This window comes from Actinomycetospora chibensis, from assembly GCF_028737215.1.
Lineage (GTDB): Bacteria > Actinomycetota > Actinomycetes > Mycobacteriales > Pseudonocardiaceae > Actinomycetospora > Actinomycetospora chibensis.
In genome coordinates this window covers 1-16,163 of sequence record NZ_JAQZAM010000019.1, presented here as the reverse complement: position 1 = coordinate 16,163, position 16,163 = coordinate 1, and the positions used below count along the sequence as shown (strand labels likewise).

Here is a 16,163-nt window from a genome sequence, read left to right as displayed (position 1 = left end):
CTCGTGCCGCCAGCCCCCATCGCCGCCCGTCCCGCCCCCGCCACGGCCGGGGAACGACTGCTGGGACTGGGCGCGTACCGGCCGCGGCGCACGGTGGACAACGACGAGGTCTGCGCGCCGCTCGAGGACGTCGACCCCGACTGGGTGGTCGCGCGCTCCGGGATCCGGACGCGCCGCTTCGCCGGGGTCGACGAGACGGTCGTGGCCATGTCCACGGCCGCGGCCGGGGACGCCCTCACCGCCGCCGGCCTCACCGCCTCCGCCCTCGACGCCGTCCTCGTCGCGACCATGTCGCCCGACAGCGCGTCCCCGCAGGTCTCCACCCGGGTGGCCGCCGAGCTCGGGACGACCGCGCCGGCCTTCGACCTGGGGGCCGCGTGCTCCGGGTTCTGCTACGGCCTCGAGGTGGCGGCCTCGCTCATCCGCGGCGGCACCGCCCGCCACGTGCTCGTCGTCGGCGTCGAGCGCATGAGCGACCTGCTCGACCCGCGCGACCGCGGCACCGCGTTCCTGTTCGGGGACGGGGCCGGCGCGGTCGTCGTCGGGCCCGCCGACGAGCCCGGCATCGGCCCCGTGGCCTGGGGCAGCGACGGCGGGCAGGCCGATCTCATCGTCCACGCCCCCACCTGGCAGGAGGCGGCGCGGGGCCTCGGGGACGGGGTGGTGCCGGGCCTTCGCATGCAGGGGCCCGCGGTCTTCCGCTGGGCCAGCACCCAGATCGCGCCGCTGGCGGAGAAGGCCCTCGCCGCCGCCGGGGTGGGCGTCGACGACCTCGACGCCTTCGTGCCCCACCAGGCCAACAACCGGATCACCGACGGGATCGTGCGCGCCCTGGCCCTGCCGGACGGCGTCGCGGTCGCCCGCGACGTGGTCGACACCGGCAACACCTCGGCCGCCTCGGTGCCGCTGGCGATGCACGCGCTGCTGACGGGCGGCGAGGTCCGGGCGGGCGACCTCGCCCTGGTCTGCGGCTTCGGCGCGGGCCTGACCTACGCCGCCCAGGTGCTCACCCTGCCGCCGGTGGCCCCGTCGTCAGCACCCCGGGAGGGCTGACCGGAAGGCTCGCGACCTCGTGGCGCCCGCTCTAGCGGTCGGGAAGGGTCTGCGCCGCCGCCACCGGCTCGTCGCCGGGACCCGCCTCCGCGGTGTGCCGCATCGCGGCGCGGAGGGCTACGCGACGGAACACCTCGGGGTCCGAGGTCAGCGCCGCCACCCGCCGCCACCGGTCGAGCACCGTGAAGAGCTCGACGAGGTCGCCGCTGGCCTTCGCGTCGTCCAGTGCCTGCGCGTAGGCCGCGTCGAACTCCGCCCGGTCCTCGGGCGACAGCACGACGCGGATGGCCGCCGGCGAGGCCCCCCTGGCCAGCGGGTGTCCGGGAACCGGCTGCTCGTCGACCGAGTACATCGCCTTCATCGAACCGACCCTAGCCGCCGCCGCCGCCTCCGCGCCGCAACCGCACGACGGAGTTCGCCATGTCGATCTCCCGAGCGTGGGCGAGGTGTCGGAGGGGCTCGCTAGCCTCCGACCCGAGGTGATGGCCATGACGACGGCGCGCCAGTTGCGCAAGGCCCTGAGCCAGGTCCGCGCCGAGGAGACGACGGACGACGGGGGCCGGCCCACGTTCACCGTCGACGGCCGCCCGTTCGCGGTGCTCGACGGGAGCCGCGTGCGTCTGCACCTGTCGGCCCCCGACGTCGACGCGATCACCGCGGCGTACCCGGCCGCCGAGCCCGCGCCCGGCGGTGCGACGCTGGCGCTCGAGGGGATCGACGGGCAGCACCTCAACCACTGGGTCCGTCGCGCCTGGGCCTTCCGGGCACCGCAGGAGCTCACCGAGACCGCCGCCGCCGCGGCGACGTCGCGCCCGGGTGAGGTGGGAGACCTGCCACGGGCGATCGGCCGACCGGCCACGCGCGCCCTGGCCGACGCAGGCGTCACCACCCTTGCGCAGGTCGCGGCCATGCCGCGGGAGGAGCTGCTCGGCCTGCACGGTGTCGGGCCGAAGGCGGTGCGGGTGCTGGACGAGGCGCTCGGCCGCGGGGAATCCTCGTGACGCCCCTCCCCCGCACCCTCCAGGAGCGACCACCGTGCGCGTGTCGACGCTGACCCGCTACCCCGTCAAGTCGATGCTCGGCCAGCCGCTCGAGGAGGCCCTGCTCGCGACCGCGGGGCTGCCGTTCGACCGCCGGTACGGGCTGCTCGACGCGACCACCGGGCTCGTCGCCACGGCGAAGCACCCGCGGCTGTGGCGCCGGCTGCTCCAGTACACGGCGTCGGTGGAGGACGACCGCGTGCGCGTCACCGCCCCCGACGGCCACGCCCTCGACGTCGACGACCCCCGGCTGCCCGACGAGCTCGCGGCCGACCTCGGCCGGGTCGTCACGATCGCCGCCGCGCGCCCGGGTGGTGCCGAGGTGGAGCGGCCCGACCCGGAGGACGTGCTCGAGCACGGCGTCGAGCACGAGGTCGCGGCGCCCACGCTGGAGATCTCGATGGGCAGCGCCGCGGACACGTTCGTCGACTACGCGCCGGTCCACCTCATCACCACCGCGACCCTCGACCACCTCGGCATGGACGCGCAGCGGTACCGGCCGAACCTCGTCGTCGAGTCCGACACCGCACCCTTCGCCGAGACCGACTGGGTCGGCCGGGAGCTCACCGTCGGCGAGGCGACGCTGCGCCTCGTGCTGCCGACGCCGCGCTGCTCGGTGCCGACCCTCGAGCACGGCGACCTGCCCCGGGCCCCCGAGGCGCTGCGTCCGCTGCTGTCCGGCAACCGCGTCGACGTCCCGGGGTTCGGGGTGCTCCCCTGCGCCGGCGTGTACGCGGAGGTGGTCCGCGGCGGCACCGTGCGCCGCGGGGACGCGGTCGCCCTCGTCTAGCACCACGGAGGGGAGCGCGATGACCATCGAGTTCGCCGACGGGCAGGTCGTCACCGTCGAGGCCTCGGAGCCCGACTTCGTGTTCACCGCCGTCGTGCCGCCCGGGCACGCCGGCCCACCCGCCCACCGGCACCGCCGCGAGCGCGAGGTGTTCACCGTCGAGTCCGGGCTCCTGATGGTGCGACTCGGCCGCGAGCGGCGGCTGGTGCAGCCGGGCGAGACGGTGAGCGTGCCGCCGGGGACGACGCACGCGTTCGCCAACCCCTTCGACGAGCCGGTCCGCCTGCGGACGGTCGAGACCCCGGCCGGCCCGCTGCAGGCGCAGCTGCGGGCGATGGCGGCCGCGACGGGCGCACCGCCGCTGCGCGAGCTGGCCCGGATCAACGCCGAGCACGACTGGTCGTTCACCCTGGCCGGGCTCCCCGACCGTCCGCAACGGGTGCTGTGGCGGCTGCTGGCGCGGGCCCCGTCCCGGTGACCGCGATCCGTGTCGCCACCGGGAACCGCTGGTGGCGCTTCGGCGCCCCCGGCTCGAGGGCCACCTGATCGTGCAGGCGCCGGGGGCGAACCCGACGTGTGGCGCCGGGCCGGGTCGGAGAACCATGGCCCCATGGCTGCGGACGATCCCGTCGAGCAACCGGCGGGCACCCCCGGCGACGTCGTCGCCGCCTTCGAGGACATCCCCGCCGTGCTCTGGGCCTTCGAGGGCCCCGAGCACCGCGTCGTCGCCGCGAACCGCCTCGCCCGCGCGAGCATGGGCTTCCGTCCCGGGATCGTCGGGCGCCCCATCCGGGAGGTCGCGCCGGAGCTCGACGGCCAGCAGGTGTTCGAGACCCTCGACGAGGTCTGGGCGCGCGGCGAGCCGGTGATCGGCGACGAGCGGCGCATCCTCGTCGACCGCGACGGCGACGGCCGCCTCGAGGAGGACTGGTACTCGTACACCTTCGTCCCCACCCACCACCCGGACGGGTCGATGCGGGGCATGACGGTGCACATCGCGCGGGTCACGGACGAGGTGCTGCGCCGGCGGCAGGCCGAGCTCTCGGCCGCGGAGTCCGAGCAGCGACGGCAGGCCGCGCAGGACGTCGTGCTGACCCTGCAGCGCTCGCTGCTGCCGGCCGGGCTGCCCGTGCTGCCGCAGGTCCGGCTGGCGGCCCGGTACGTGGTGGCCGGGCGGGAGCTCGCCGCCGGCGGCGACTGGTTCGACGCGGTGCCGCTGCCCGGCGGGCGGGTGGCGGTCGTGGTCGGCGACGTCGTCGGCCACGGCGCCGCGGCCTCGGCGGCCATGGGCCGGCTGCGGGCCGTCGGGGCGAACGCGCTGGCCGGGGGCCGGGACGTCCTGGGCACCCTCACCGAGCTCGACCGGTTCGCGGGCCGCGAGCGCGCGACCCGCGCGACCACTGTGTGCGTCGCCGTCCTCGATCCGCGCACCGGCGACCTCGAGGTGGCCGCCGCCGCACACCCGCCGCCGCTGGTGGTCACCGCGGAGGGCACCCCCCGCTGGGTCGAGGTGGCGGCCGGGGCGCCGCTCGGGACCGGCGCCGGGGCCCCGCGGGTGACGGCCGACCGGCTCGGGCCCGACGACGTCCTCGTCCTCTACACCGACGGCCTCGTCGAGCGGCCGGGTCGCACGCTCGACGACAGCCTCGAGGCCCTCGCCCGCACCGCGGTGGCGGCCGGCCACGAGGCCGTCGAGGACGACGCGACGGTGCCCACCGCGCAGGTCGACCGGATCGCCGCGCTCACCGTCGAGCGGATGGGCTGGACCGGCGGCGGCCAGACCGACGACGCCACCCTGCTCGCCGTGCAGCGCACGGCCGAGCCCCTGGCACCGCTGACGCTCGAGGTCGCGCCCGACCCCCGTCGCCTCGGACGGATGCGTCGCGCGGTGGGGGCCTGGCTGGAGCAGGCGCGCGTCGGCGAGGACGACGCGATGGCTCTGGTCCACGCGGTGGGCGAGGCCGTCACCAACGCCATCGAGCACGCCTACCCGGAGCCGCCCGCCGACGGCGTCGGCGCCCGCGTCCGGGCGGTGCTCGACGACGAGGGCCGGATGCACGTGACCGTGGCCGACACGGGGCGCTGGCTCCCGGCGCCCGACGACGCGGGCGGTCGCGGGCGCGGCCTGATGATGATCCGCGGGCTCGTGGAGCACGTGGACGTCACGGCCGGGCCCACCGGCACGACGGTGACCATGGTGGCGCCGGTGCACCGCGAGGTCTCGGTGGGCAGCTACGACGACGAGGCCGCGATCTCGGGCCTGCGCGGCGTCGACCGTGAGCTCACCATCGCGGAGCCCGAGCCCGGCGTGCTGGCCGTGGCCGGGCCGATCGACACCGGGACCGTCGAGCGCTTCCGCCACGGGCTGCTGGCCGCCGCCCGCGGCGGCGCCCGCGGGCTCACCGTCGACCTCCACGCCGTGACCGTGTTCTCCAGCGCCGCGGTGCAGGCGATCCACGAGCTGCGCGGCACGCTCCCGGGCCTGCGGCTGCGCGCGGGCCGGGGCAGCGTGGCCGGCCGGGTCCTCGATCTCACCGGCCTGTCCGACCTGATCGACGAGGTGCCCGACGGCGCCGCGATGGCCTGACACCCGCTCCACATCCACATGACACGGACGGGGGCGCGGCGGACAGCGAGCCCTCGTCGGAGGCGCGCCCGGCTCGTGTGACCATGGTCGGCCTGTCCTGCTGGACGCGTGGAGAAGGAGTGCGTGTGGACGCCCGGGCCGACGATGCGGACGACCCGTCGATCGACGACGAGGTGCTCCACGAACCCGGTGAGATCACGTACGCGGAGCACCTCCATCCCGCCCGCCCGCGAGCACTGCGCCACCGGGCGCGGGTCCGCTCCCCCTTCGAGCGCCGGTCCAGCGCGCGCGACGGCGAGCCGGTGGGCACCAACCCGACCTACGTCTCGTGGCTGCTCTCGGAGTCGATGCTGGCCGACGCCAACACGATCGCCCGCCAGTTCTCCGGCCAGGGCTCGATGTGGCAGAACCCCTACGCCGACCCCAACCCGCGCCTGGCCGTGGACAGCGCATCGGTGTGGTTCACCGCGTACCCGCTGTCGCTGATCACCCGGCCCGGCCAGTCGTTCCTCGCCGCACTCGGCGAGGAGGAGCTCTGGTCGTCGTTCGCCGACATCGGCATCGAGGCCGTGCACACCGGTCCCGTCAAGCGCGCCGGCGGCATCTCCGGCTGGGGGCACACGCCCAGCGTCGACGGGCACTTCGACCGCATCTCCACGGTCATCGACCCCGCCTTCGGCTCCGAGCAGGAGTTCCGGGCGATGTGCGGGATGGCGACCTTCTACGGCGGCACCATCATCGACGACGTCGTGCCCGGCCACACCGGCAAGGGCGCGGACTTCCGGCTCGCCGAGATGGGCTTCGCCGACTACCCGGGCATCTACCACATGGTCGAGATCGAGCCCGACGACTGGCACTACCTGCCCGACGTCCCGGCCGGCCGCGACTCGATCAATCTCGACGCCGCCACCGAGGAGCGCCTGGAGAAGGCCGGCTACATCATCGGGCGCCTGCAGCGCGTCATCTTCCACGCGCCCGGGGTCAAGGAGACCAACTGGAGCGCGACGGCCGCGGTGGCCGGCGTCGACGGCGTCGCGCGCCGCTGGGTATACCTGCACTACTTCAAGGAGGGCCAGCCCTCGATCAACTGGCTCGACCCGTCGTTCGCGGGCATGCGCCTGACGATCGGCGACGCGCTGCACTCCCTGGCCGACCTCGGGTCGGGGGCCCTGCGCCTAGACGCCAACGGGTTCCTCGGCGTCGAGAAGAGCGCGGCCGACGGCCCGGCCTGGTCGGAGGGCCACCCGCTCTCCGAGGCCGCCAACCACCTCATCGCGAGCATGGTCCGCAAGGTCGGCGGGTTCACCTTCCAGGAGCTGAACCTGACGATGGACGACATCCGCGAGGTCGGCGAGGCCGGCGCGGACCTGTCCTACGACTTCGTCACCCGCCCCGCCTACCACCACGCGCTGGCCACCGGCGACACCGACTTCCTGAGGCTGTGCCTGCGCACGAGCCTGGAGACGGGCATCGACCCGGCCTCGCTCGTGCACGCCCTGCAGAACCACGACGAGATGACCTACGAGCTCGTCCACTGGTCCACCGGGCACCGCGACGACGTCTTCACCTTCCGCGGCGAGCCCACCACCGGCGCCGAGATCGGCGACACCGTGCGCCGCGAGCTCGCGACCGCGCTGGCCGGCGAGAACGCCCCGTACAACCTGGTGTTCACCACCAACGGGATCGCCTCCACCACGGCCACGGTGATCGCCGCTGCCCTCGGCATCCGGCGCCTCGACGACATCACCGACTCGGACGTCGTCGACATCCGCCGCGTGCACCTGCTGCTCGCGATGTACAACGCGATGCAGCCCGGCGTCTTCGCCCTCTCCGGCTGGGACCTCTGCGGCATGCTCACGCTGCCGCCGGAGCAGGTCTCCGACCTGCTCGCCGAGGGCGACACCCGCTGGATCCACCGCGCCGCGCACGACCTCATGGGCCACAACCCCGACGCGACCCGCTCCGCCGAGGGCATGCCGCGCGGGCGCAGCCTCTACGGCTCGGTGCCCGACCAGCTCGCCGACGAGGCGAGCTTCCTGCGCCAGCTGCAGGCGATCCTCGGCGTGCGCAAGCACTACGGCATCGCCACCAGCCGTCAGGTGGACGTCCCCGACGTCAGCCACCGCAGCGTGCTCGTGCTGGTGCACGCTCTCGACACCGGTGAGCACCCGCGCCACGCGCTGACGATCCTGAACTTCGGCGCCGAGCCGATCCCCGCCGCCACCGTGCGCTCGACGGTCCTCCCGCCCGGCGGCACCGTGATCGACATGTTCACCCAGGAGACCGTGGGCGTCGTCGACGACCTGCACTCGGTGGGGATCGACCTCAACCCGCACCAGGGCGTCGCGATGCTGGTCCAGCCGCCGGTGCCCGCTACTTGATCTTCTTCAGCGTCAGGTGCGAGTCGATCCGCGCCAGTCCGGGCGTGCGGGCGAGGCGGTCGACCACGAACGCCTCGTAGGACTCGAGGTCGCGGGTGGCGACGCGCACGAAGTAGTCGGGCAGCCCGAACATCCGGCGCAGCTCGACCACCTCGTCGAACGCCGACACCTCCTCCTCGAAGGCGAGGAAGTCGTCGCGGTGCTTGCTGACGAGGTCGATGTTGACCAGGACCTCGAAGCCCCGTCCGTCCACCGCGGGGTCGATCTCGGTGCGGTAACCGATGATGACGCCGTCGTCCTCGAGCCGTCGCACCCGTCGCAGGCACGGCGCCGGCGTGAGCCCGACGCGGTCGGCCAGGTCGACGTTCGGGATACGGCCGTCCCGGCGCAGCTCGTCGAGGATTGCGCGATCGATCTCGTCCACGCACCGATGATGCCGAAGTTGCGGCGGTTGCGCACCTCCTTCGCCATCGGGTGGCGCGGCGTTCGTCCTAACGTTGCCCCATGAGACAGGTCGACCACCGCAACGCTCTGCGGGACGTCGCCGCCGTGGGCCCGGGCATGGGCGTGCTGGGCACGAGTTTCGGGCTGCTCGTCGTCGGCTCGGGACTCGACTGGTGGTGGGCGCCGGTCTTCAGCGTCGTGGTGTTCGCCGGCTCGCTGGAATTCCTGCTGGTCGCCCTCGCGGTGGCCGGCACCCCGCTGGCCGCGATCGCCGTGACCACGCTGCTGGTCAACGGCCGGCACGCCTTCTACGGCCTGTCGTTCCCGCTGGACCGCATCCGCAGCAGGGCGGGCCGCGTCTACGGCGTCCTCGCGCTCACCGACGAGGCGTATGCGCTCTACACGGCCCGTCCCGACACCTCGCTGTCGGGACCGCGCATCGTGACCGGGCAGGCGCTGATGCAGGCGTGCTGGGTGGGGGGCGGCACGGTCGGTGCGCTGGCCGGCAGCGGGTTCGGCCTGCACGTGCCCTCGCTGGAGTTCGTCTTCACCGCGCTGTTCGTCGTACTCGCCACCGAGGCCACCGTGGTCGGGCGCGAAGCCACCGGACCCCTGCTCGCGGTCGCCTGCGCGCTGGTCGCTCAACTCGTCGCGCCCGGGGAGATGCTGCTGGTCGCGATGGGGCTGTTCGTGGCGGCACTGCTGGTCCGGCGCCGGATCTCGGCCGCGCGGGAGGCCGCCCATGCCTGACACCGGTTACCCGGGCACCGGCTACCTGATCGCGGTCGTCGCCGTCGCCGCCGCGATCACCGTCGCGCTGCGGGCTGCGCCGTTCGCGATGACGGCGACGCTGCGCTCCTCGGCCCCGGTCGCGGACCTCGGTCGCCACCTGCCCGCCGGGATCATGATCATCCTGGTGGTGCACCTGCTGGGCGACGTCCCCCTCGGCAGCGCGCTGGTGGGGCTGCGCGAGATCGTGCCGGTGGTGGTCACCGTCGCCGTGCACCTCCGGCGCCGCCACGCACTGCTCAGCATGGCGACGGGCACCGCCGTGTACGCGGTGGCGCTGGCGCTCGTCCCGATCTGAGCGCCCGTCAGACCAGGGGGACCTCCCGGCCGTCGACGACGAAGCGGCCGCCCGGGCGCAGGGCCGCCGCGACGCGGGCGAGGGCCCGGTCGTGGTGCGCGGGGTGGCGCCCGTCGAGCACGCCGACCCGCACCGCGAAGGCGAGGTCGAACGGCTCCTCGCCGTCCTGCAGCACCAGGTCCTCCACCGCGACCTGTCGCACGCCCATCCGGCCGGTGGCGATCTCGGTCGCGGCGCCCGCACGGGCCTGACGGACGGCCGTGGCGGACCGGTCGGTCGCCAGGACGAAGCCGGGGTCGACATCCCGGTCGACCCGGGCGGCGACGGCCCGAGCGGCGGCGCCCGGCCCGCACCCGATCTCCAGCACCCGCATCCCCGGCGCGAGCGGCAGCGCGTCCACGACCGCCGCGAGCCGGGGGGACAGTCCGGTCGGCACGCCGTGACGGTAGCGCCGGCGACCCTCCCCGGTGCCATGCTGTCGGCCATGAGCGAGCCGGCCCCGAACTCCTCGCCCCGCATCGGCACCGCCGAGCGCGAGGCGGCCCTGGCGGATCTCGGCGCGCACCTCGAAGCGGGACGACTCGATCCCGAGGAGTACGGCGAGCGCAGCGCCAAGGTCACCGAGGCCCGCACCGCGGCCGACCTGGAGCCCCTCTTCGCCGACCTGCCCGAGCCCCGTCCGCACAGGGGCGCGGGCGCGGTGGCCGCACCGGTGACGGGCGCCGCGCCCCGGGCCGGGGGCCCGAGCGCCCTCGCCCGCTGGGGACCGGCCGTGAGCGGGGCCCTGCCGATCATCGCGCTGATCCTCTTCTTCACGGTGCCGATCGCGAACTCCTGGGTGTTCTTCCTGCTCATCCCGCTCGGTGGCGCGCTCTTCGCGCAGAGCCGCCGTGCCGACGACGGGCGCCGCGACCGGGACGAGTGACCGCGGTGCTCTCGACCTGACAGGCTCCCCGCATGGCAGCGCGCTTCCGGGAGATCGCCGACGGGGTGCACCTCGGCGCCCTGGCCCCGGCGGGGCTCCTGCAGACCGTGCTGCTCGAGGGCCCGGACGGCGACGTCGTCGTCGACGCCGGGTTCCCCTGGTCGGCGCGCCGGCTCGCCACCCTGCTGCGCGGTCGCCACGTCGTCGAGCACGCCGTCACCCACGCGCACGGCGACCACGTCGGCGCGAGCGCCTGGCTGTGCCGCCAGACCGGCGCGCCGCTGGCGATGGGCGCGGCCGACGCCCCGCGCTACGAGAGCGGCCGCATCGACACGCACTCGGGGGCGGCCGGGCGCCTCGTCCTCGGCGGGCTGGCGCGGGAGCGACGCCCGGTCGACCGCCGCCTGGTCGAGGGCGACCGCGTCGCGGGCTTCGAGGTGCTCGCCGTGCCGGGCCACAGCCCCGGCACGCTCGCGCTGTGGCGCGCCGCGGACGGCGTCCTCGTCGTCGGCGACGGCCCCGTGAACGTGTCCTCGGACCCGACCTCGCCACGCTGGCTGCCGCTCCCCCGCGGCCTGCATGACGACCCGCCGGTCGCGGACGCCTCGCGTCGTCGGCTCGCCGCGCTGCGCCCCGCGCTCGTGGTGGCCCTGCACGGGCGGCCGGTGGCGTCCCCCGACGCCTGGGCCCGCGCGGTCGGCGCCTGACCCTCCCGCACCACCCCCGTCCGGGCGTAGCGTCGCACGATGGCCAAGGGGAAGAAGAAGCAGCAGACCAACGGCGTCGCGGTGGAGGACGTCGTGGCAGAGGCCCTGACGGCACCCGAGGCCTCCGTGGTGGCGACGACACCGGACGGTCCGACTCCCCCGACGACCGCGCCTGCCACGACGAACCCGGCCACTCCCACCCCGGTGCCGACCCGGGCCACCCCCACCCCGGTGCCGCCCCCGGCCCCCGACCACCACCAGGAGGGCGTCGTCGACACGGCGGTGGCCACCGCCTCGGAGGTCGCGCGGTTCGTGAACGCCCTGGTGCCGCAGCGCCTCCCCGCCTACCTCGGCGGCGCGGCGCTGCTGGTGCTCGGGGTCGTCGACCCGCCGCTGGTCCTCGGCGGCGTCCTCGCCTACGAGGCGATCCGGCACTGGGGTCCCGCGCCGAAGGCGTGACCAGCGGCATCGCGTCGACGGGCTGGACCCGGGTACTCCCGGGGATGACACCGCGCCGCGTCCTCGTCTCCGGAGCCGGCGTCGCCGGTCCCGCCCTCTCCTACTGGCTCGGCGTCCACGGGTGGTCGACCACCGTCGTCGAGCGCTCCGCGGAGCTGCGCGACGCCGGCCAGAACATCGACGTGCGGGGCGCCGGGCGCGAGGTGCTGCGGCGCATGGGCCTCGAGGACGCGGTCCGCGCGGCGGGGACCGGCGAGCTCGGTACGCAGTTCGTCGGTGACAACGGCGAGGTGATCGCGAGCTTCGACGCCGGCGAGAACGACACCGACGGCGCCACCGCCGAGCTGGAGATCCTGCGCGGGGAGCTCGGCCGGCTGCTGCACGAGCGCACGCGCGACACGACCGAGTACGTCTTCGGTGACGAGGTCACGGGCCTCGACGAGCACGCCGACGGCGTCACCGCCACCTTCCGGCAGGGGGCACCGCGGACGTTCGACCTGGTCGTCGTCGCGGAGGGCGTGACGTCGCGGACCCGGTCGCTCGTCTTCCCCGAGGCCGACATCCGCTCCCTCGGCCTGCTCGTGGCCTACCTGACCGTGCCGCGCACGGCGGCCGACACCGACTGGTGGCGCATCCACCAGGCCTCCCAGGGTCGGGCGGTCACCCTGCGGCCCGACAACGTCGGGACGATCCGGGCGACGCTGTCGCTGCTCACCGACGTCCGCGGGATCGAGGACCTCGACCGGCCCGCCCAGGTGCACGTCCTGCGCCGGACCTTCGCCGACGCCGGCTGGGAGGTCCCGCGCGTCCTCGACGCGCTCGACGACGCGCCCCTCTACGTCGACGCGGTCGGCCAGGTCCGGCTACCGAGCTGGCACCGGGGACGGGTCGTGCTGCTCGGCGACGCCGCCCACTGCCCGTCGCCGATCACCGGGATGGGCACCAGCCTGGCCCTCGTCGGCGCGTACGTCCTGGCCGGCGAGCTCGCCGGCACCGCCGACCACGAGCAGGCCCTCGCCGCCTACGAGACCCGGATGCGCCCCTACGTCGAGCGAGCCCAGCAGCTGCCCCCGGGCGCGCCGGGCCTCGTCCACCCGCGCACCCGGACCGGCGTGCGCGCGCTGCGGGCCGCCGTCGGTGTCGCCGGCAGCGCCCCGGCGAAGCGGCTCGGGAGCCTGCTCGGGGCCGCGTCGTTCGCGTCCCCGCCGGCCGAGGCGATCGACCTGCCGCACTACCCGGTGCCCGTGTCCGCCTGAGGACCCGTCAGCCGTTCCGGGGGAAACCGAGGTCCAGGCCCGCGGACTCGCCGCGGCGGGCCGGGTCGGTCCACCGGGTGGTGACGACCTTGCCGCGCGTGAAGAAGTGCACGCCCTCGGTACCGTGGGCGTGGGTGTCGCCGAACAGCGAGTTCTTCCAGCCGCCGAAGCTGTAGTAGGCCATCGGCACCGGGACCGGCACGTTGATGCCGATCATCCCGACCTCCACCTCGTTCTGGAAGCGGCGGGCCGCGCCGCCGTCGTTGGTGAAGATGGCGGTGCCGTTGCCGTAGGGGTTGGCGTTGATCAGTGCGACGGCCTCGTCGTAGGTGTCCACGCGGACCACCGACAGCACCGGCCCGAAGATCTCGTCGGTGTAGATCGACATGTCGCTGGTGACGTGGTCGAACAGCGTCGGGCCGACGAAGAAACCCTCGCCCTCGGCGTCGGGCTTCACGTCACGGCCGTCGACCACCAGCGTGGCCCCCGCGGCCTCGCCGGCGTCGACGTAGCCGGAGACGCGGTCGCGCGCCGCCGCCGTCACCAGCGGGCCCATGTCGGCGCCGCGACGGCCGTCGCCGGTGACCAGTCCGCGGGCACGCTCGGCGATCTTCTCCACGAGGACGTCGCCGGCCGAGCCGACCGCGACCACGGCGGAGATCGCCATGCATCGCTCGCCCGCCGAGCCGAAGCCGGCGTTGACGGCCTGGTCGGCGGCCATGTCGAGGTCGGCGTCCGGCAGCACGACGGCGTGGTTCTTCGCCCCGCCGAGGGCCTGCACGCGCTTGCCGTGGGCGGTGCCGGTCTCGTAGACGTGGCGGGCGATCGGGGTCGAGCCGACGAAGCTGATGCTCTTGACGTCGGGGTGGGTGAGCAGCCCGTCGACGGCGACCGCGTCGCCGTGCAGGACGTTGAACACCCCGTCGGGCAACCCGGCCTCGCGCCACAGCTCGGCCATCCACTGCGCCGCCGAGGGCACCTTCTCCGAGGGCTTAAGCACCACGGTGTTGCCGGCGGCGATCGCGAGGGGGAAGAACCACATCGGCACCATCGCCGGGAAGTTGAACGGGCTGATGATCCCGACGACGCCGAGGGGCTGGCGGATCGAGGAGACGTCGATGCCCGTCGAGGCGTTCTCGGTGGCCGATCCCTTGAGCAGGTGCGGTATGCCGCAGGCGAACTCGACGACCTCCTGACCGCGGGCGACCTCTCCGGCGGCGTCGGATGCCACCTTGCCGTGCTCGGCGGTGATGATCGCGGCCAGCTCGTCGGCGCGGGCGTTGAGCAGCTCCCGGAACCGGAACAGGATCGGGGTGCGCCCGGACAGCGAGGTGTCGCGCCAGGCCGGGTAGGCCCGGACGGCCGCCCCGACGACCTGCTCGACGTCCGACTCGGAGGCGAGCGCGACCCGGCGGGACACCTTGCCGGTGGCCGGGTCGAGGACGTCGCCGACGCGGTCGCTCGCCGAGGTGAGGACTGCACCTCCGGCCCAGTGATGGAGCGTCTCGGTCATGAGGACATCCTCCCGTGTGCGAGCGGCCGACGCGGACTTCGCCCGGGCTCAGACCCCCGCGGCCCGGAGCAGCTCGTCGAGCCACGCCGCGGACTTGGTGCGCTGCTCCTGCGCCGGGGCGGCGTCGTGGAGGGCGAGGAAGCGGGTGACGGCGCGCGCGACGTCCGCGGCCTCGGCCGGCGCGCAGCGCGCCGAGAACTCCTCGAGCACCCGGCCGCCGGGGAAGCGGCAGCGCTCGTGGCGGGCGTGCGGGAGCCGGCAGCGCGGACGCGGCACCGTGACCCGCTCGACGGCCAGCGGCCCGTGGGCGTGCAGCGTCGCCACCCCCGGGGCGGCCTCGTCGAGCAGCGCGGTCTGGGCCGCGGTGAGCACCTCGCGGGTGTCGAGCCGCCCGTCGCGGCAGGCGAGCGCGCGGTCGACGTCGACCACCTCGCGCAGCTCGGTGGAGTGGAAGGCGTGCCCCGGCAGGACGTCGAGCTCCACCCGCGCGCCGGCCGGGCGGGGCAGGTCGGCCACCGGGCCCTCGCCCCGCCGCCGGACGGTGACGTCCCAGCGGTCGCGGCCGCGGTCGCGCAGACGGACGTGGACGCCCGCGCGGGCGAGGACGAGGTCCGGGGTGTCCATGAGGTAGAGCCGGCGCTGCCGCACCCGGGTGGCGTGCCGCACCGTGAAGCGTGTTCCCGTGCCGGGACCGGGCCGGAGCAGCACCTTGAGCTCGACGCTGTCGACACCCGCGCCGGCGACCCACGTCCAGAGGGCGTCGTCGGGCGGCGGGAACCCGACGGCTCCGGGGAGATCCTCCCCCTGGGCCGTCCGGGCACGGTCGAGCATGCGGTCTCCCAGCGCGACGCTCGAGTGGTCCGCGTCGCCGGGTCGAGGACTCAGGTCACCGCGGCACCCCTGCTGGACCGCGCCGCCCGACCGTAGGCGACCCCGGGGCCGAGGGACACCCCGTCGGGGGACCGACCGCTCACCCCGGAGCGGACATCACCGGCGCCGGGCCCCGCCCGGGCCCACCGCCGCGGGACCGGCCTTCGGCTTGCCCTCCCACAGCTCGCCGCCGGTGAGCACGTAGACGAACGGCACGATCGGGACGAGGGCGAGCACCGCCCAGACGATCTTGGCGGTGGCGCTGAGCTCGGGGCGCACCACGAGGTTGAGCCACACGAGGATCACGGCGATGGGGTGCAGGAAGCAGACCAGGAGCTCCGCGAGCTTCTTCATCGACCGTCCCCGGGCTGGGGGTGACCGGGACGGTCACGGGGATGCCGACGGTAGCGGGATCGTCGGGCGTCACACCAGGTCTGCCGCGTCCGTCCTCGGGGGCACCAGGGCGCGCAGGACCCGCTCGACGTCCGCGATCGCCCACGGGCGGTCGTCGCACCAGCAGCGCAGGAACAGGCCGTCGACGCCGGCCGCGGCGGCGAGCCGCCGCGAGGGGTCGGGCACGAGGGGGAGCAGCAGGGCGTCGAGCGCGGCGGTCCAGCGCTCCCACTCCCCGCGCAGCGCGGGGCGGCGCCCGGCCTGCAGGAAGAGCTCGTACTCGGCGGCGACGGCGGGACCGCGGTCGGCGCCGCAGGCCGCCACGAAGCCGGCGAGGGCCCGCAGCGGGTCGTCGTGCTGCGCGCAGCGTTCCAGCGCGGCGACGTAGGCGTCGTTGACCGCGGCGAGCGTCGCGGACAGGAGCGCGTCGACCGTCGGGTAGTGGTAGCTGACGAGGCTCGGCGTGAGGCCCGCCTCGGCCGCGACGGTCCGCTGGGTGACGGCGGCGACCCCGCCCTCGGCGATCCGCCGCATCGTCGCCTCCCGCAGCAGGCGGCGCCGCTCCTCGCCCTTGCGCCGTCGTCCGTCGGTCGCGGGGGCCGAGGCGGTGTTCACGTCGGCGGTGTTCACGTCGGCGGTGTTCACGTCGGCGGTGTTC

Annotated in this window: 19 protein-coding genes; 12 read left to right on the top strand and 7 right to left on the bottom strand. The window is 75.2% G+C overall.

Translation table 11 applies throughout. From position 1 onward, the window contains the following. Positions 1–3: 3 nt before the first annotated feature. A complete protein-coding gene (locus PH189_RS24480) occupies positions 4–1,053 on the top strand; it encodes a beta-ketoacyl-ACP synthase III (RefSeq protein WP_274191460.1) in 1,050 nt (349 codons plus the stop codon). Positions 1,054–1,084: 31 nt separating this feature from the next. Here PH189_RS24480 and PH189_RS24475 read toward each other — a convergent pair whose 3' ends face one another. After that, on the bottom strand, positions 1,085–1,414 hold the full coding sequence (locus tag PH189_RS24475) for a DUF6247 family protein (protein WP_274191459.1): 330 nt from the start codon (positions 1,412–1,414) through the stop codon (positions 1,085–1,087). A 127-nt stretch (positions 1,415–1,541) separates the two neighbouring features. Between PH189_RS24475 and PH189_RS24470 the strand changes: the two genes are divergently transcribed. The 5 genes from PH189_RS24470 to treS all read left to right on the top strand — a co-directional run bounded on the left by PH189_RS24470 (position 1,542) and on the right by treS (position 7,851). Further along, positions 1,542–2,054: a helix-hairpin-helix domain-containing protein gene (locus tag PH189_RS24470; protein WP_274191458.1), complete on the top strand. Its 513-nt coding sequence runs from the start codon at positions 1,542–1,544 to the stop codon at positions 2,052–2,054. A 34-nt stretch (positions 2,055–2,088) separates the two neighbouring features. Beyond that, positions 2,089–2,883, top strand: a complete 795-nt coding sequence (locus PH189_RS24465) for an MOSC domain-containing protein (protein WP_274191457.1) — start codon at positions 2,089–2,091, stop codon at positions 2,881–2,883. Positions 2,884–2,902: 19 nt separating this feature from the next. After that, entirely contained in the window at positions 2,903–3,361 is a 459-nt protein-coding gene (locus tag PH189_RS24460; RefSeq protein WP_274191456.1) for a cupin domain-containing protein, read from the top strand. A 132-nt stretch (positions 3,362–3,493) separates the two neighbouring features. Continuing rightward, positions 3,494–5,470: a SpoIIE family protein phosphatase gene (locus PH189_RS24455; RefSeq protein WP_274191455.1), complete on the top strand. Its 1,977-nt coding sequence runs from the start codon at positions 3,494–3,496 to the stop codon at positions 5,468–5,470. A gap of 125 nt (positions 5,471–5,595) precedes the next feature. Next, positions 5,596–7,851, top strand: coding sequence for a maltose alpha-D-glucosyltransferase (treS, locus tag PH189_RS24450; protein WP_274191454.1), 2,256 nt, complete (start codon positions 5,596–5,598; stop codon positions 7,849–7,851). On the opposite strand, the gene PH189_RS24445 is transcribed toward treS, so the two are convergent. Next, the gene (locus PH189_RS24445) at positions 7,844–8,275 is read right to left on the bottom strand and encodes an Lrp/AsnC family transcriptional regulator (RefSeq protein WP_274191453.1); all 432 of its coding nucleotides are present in this window, start codon (positions 8,273–8,275) and stop codon (positions 7,844–7,846) included. The genes treS and PH189_RS24445 overlap by 8 nt on opposite strands. Positions 8,276–8,355: 80 nt before the next feature. Here PH189_RS24445 and PH189_RS24440 point away from each other — a divergent pair, with 80 nt between their 5' ends. Both PH189_RS24440 and PH189_RS24435 read left to right on the top strand, forming a co-directional pair. Beyond that, a complete protein-coding gene (locus PH189_RS24440; RefSeq protein ID WP_274191452.1) occupies positions 8,356–9,045 on the top strand; it encodes an AzlC family ABC transporter permease in 690 nt (229 codons plus the stop codon). Then, positions 9,038–9,382, top strand: a complete 345-nt coding sequence (locus PH189_RS24435; RefSeq protein WP_274191451.1) for an AzlD domain-containing protein — start codon at positions 9,038–9,040, stop codon at positions 9,380–9,382. The genes PH189_RS24440 and PH189_RS24435 overlap by 8 nt, the downstream gene beginning before the upstream one ends. A 7-nt stretch (positions 9,383–9,389) precedes the next feature. Here PH189_RS24435 and PH189_RS24430 read toward each other — a convergent pair whose 3' ends face one another. Further along, positions 9,390–9,818 (bottom strand): SAM-dependent methyltransferase, encoded by a 429-nt coding sequence (locus PH189_RS24430; protein WP_274191450.1) that lies wholly within the window; start codon positions 9,816–9,818, stop codon positions 9,390–9,392. Between the two features lie 48 nt (positions 9,819–9,866). Here PH189_RS24430 and PH189_RS24425 point away from each other — a divergent pair, with 48 nt between their 5' ends. The 4 genes from PH189_RS24425 to PH189_RS24410 are packed head-to-tail and all read left to right on the top strand — an operon-like array spanning position 9,867 to position 12,729. After that, a complete protein-coding gene (locus PH189_RS24425; protein WP_274191449.1) occupies positions 9,867–10,307 on the top strand; it encodes a DUF1707 SHOCT-like domain-containing protein in 441 nt (146 codons plus the stop codon). 32 nt (positions 10,308–10,339) lie between these two features. Beyond that, positions 10,340–11,014, top strand: a complete 675-nt coding sequence (locus tag PH189_RS24420; RefSeq protein WP_274191448.1) for an MBL fold metallo-hydrolase — start codon at positions 10,340–10,342, stop codon at positions 11,012–11,014. A 39-nt stretch (positions 11,015–11,053) separates the two neighbouring features. Next, positions 11,054–11,473, top strand: coding sequence for a hypothetical protein (locus PH189_RS24415; RefSeq protein WP_274191447.1), 420 nt, complete (start codon positions 11,054–11,056; stop codon positions 11,471–11,473). Further along, entirely contained in the window at positions 11,470–12,729 is a 1,260-nt protein-coding gene (locus tag PH189_RS24410; protein WP_274191446.1) for an FAD-dependent monooxygenase, read from the top strand. The genes PH189_RS24415 and PH189_RS24410 overlap by 4 nt, the downstream gene beginning before the upstream one ends. Positions 12,730–12,736: 7 nt before the next feature. On the opposite strand, the gene PH189_RS24405 is transcribed toward PH189_RS24410, so the two are convergent. From PH189_RS24405 to PH189_RS24390, 4 genes are all read right to left on the bottom strand, one after another. Then, positions 12,737–14,242 (bottom strand): CoA-acylating methylmalonate-semialdehyde dehydrogenase, encoded by a 1,506-nt coding sequence (locus PH189_RS24405; RefSeq protein ID WP_274191445.1) that lies wholly within the window; start codon positions 14,240–14,242, stop codon positions 12,737–12,739. A 48-nt stretch (positions 14,243–14,290) separates the two neighbouring features. Next, positions 14,291–15,073 (bottom strand): hypothetical protein, encoded by a 783-nt coding sequence (locus tag PH189_RS24400; RefSeq protein WP_274191444.1) that lies wholly within the window; start codon positions 15,071–15,073, stop codon positions 14,291–14,293. A 156-nt stretch (positions 15,074–15,229) separates the two neighbouring features. Next, the gene (locus PH189_RS24395; protein ID WP_274191443.1) at positions 15,230–15,466 is read right to left on the bottom strand and encodes a hypothetical protein; all 237 of its coding nucleotides are present in this window, start codon (positions 15,464–15,466) and stop codon (positions 15,230–15,232) included. Positions 15,467–15,535: 69 nt separating this feature from the next. Then, on the bottom strand, positions 15,536–16,163 hold a 628-nt coding region (locus PH189_RS24390; RefSeq protein ID WP_274191442.1), incomplete at its 5' end, for a TetR/AcrR family transcriptional regulator.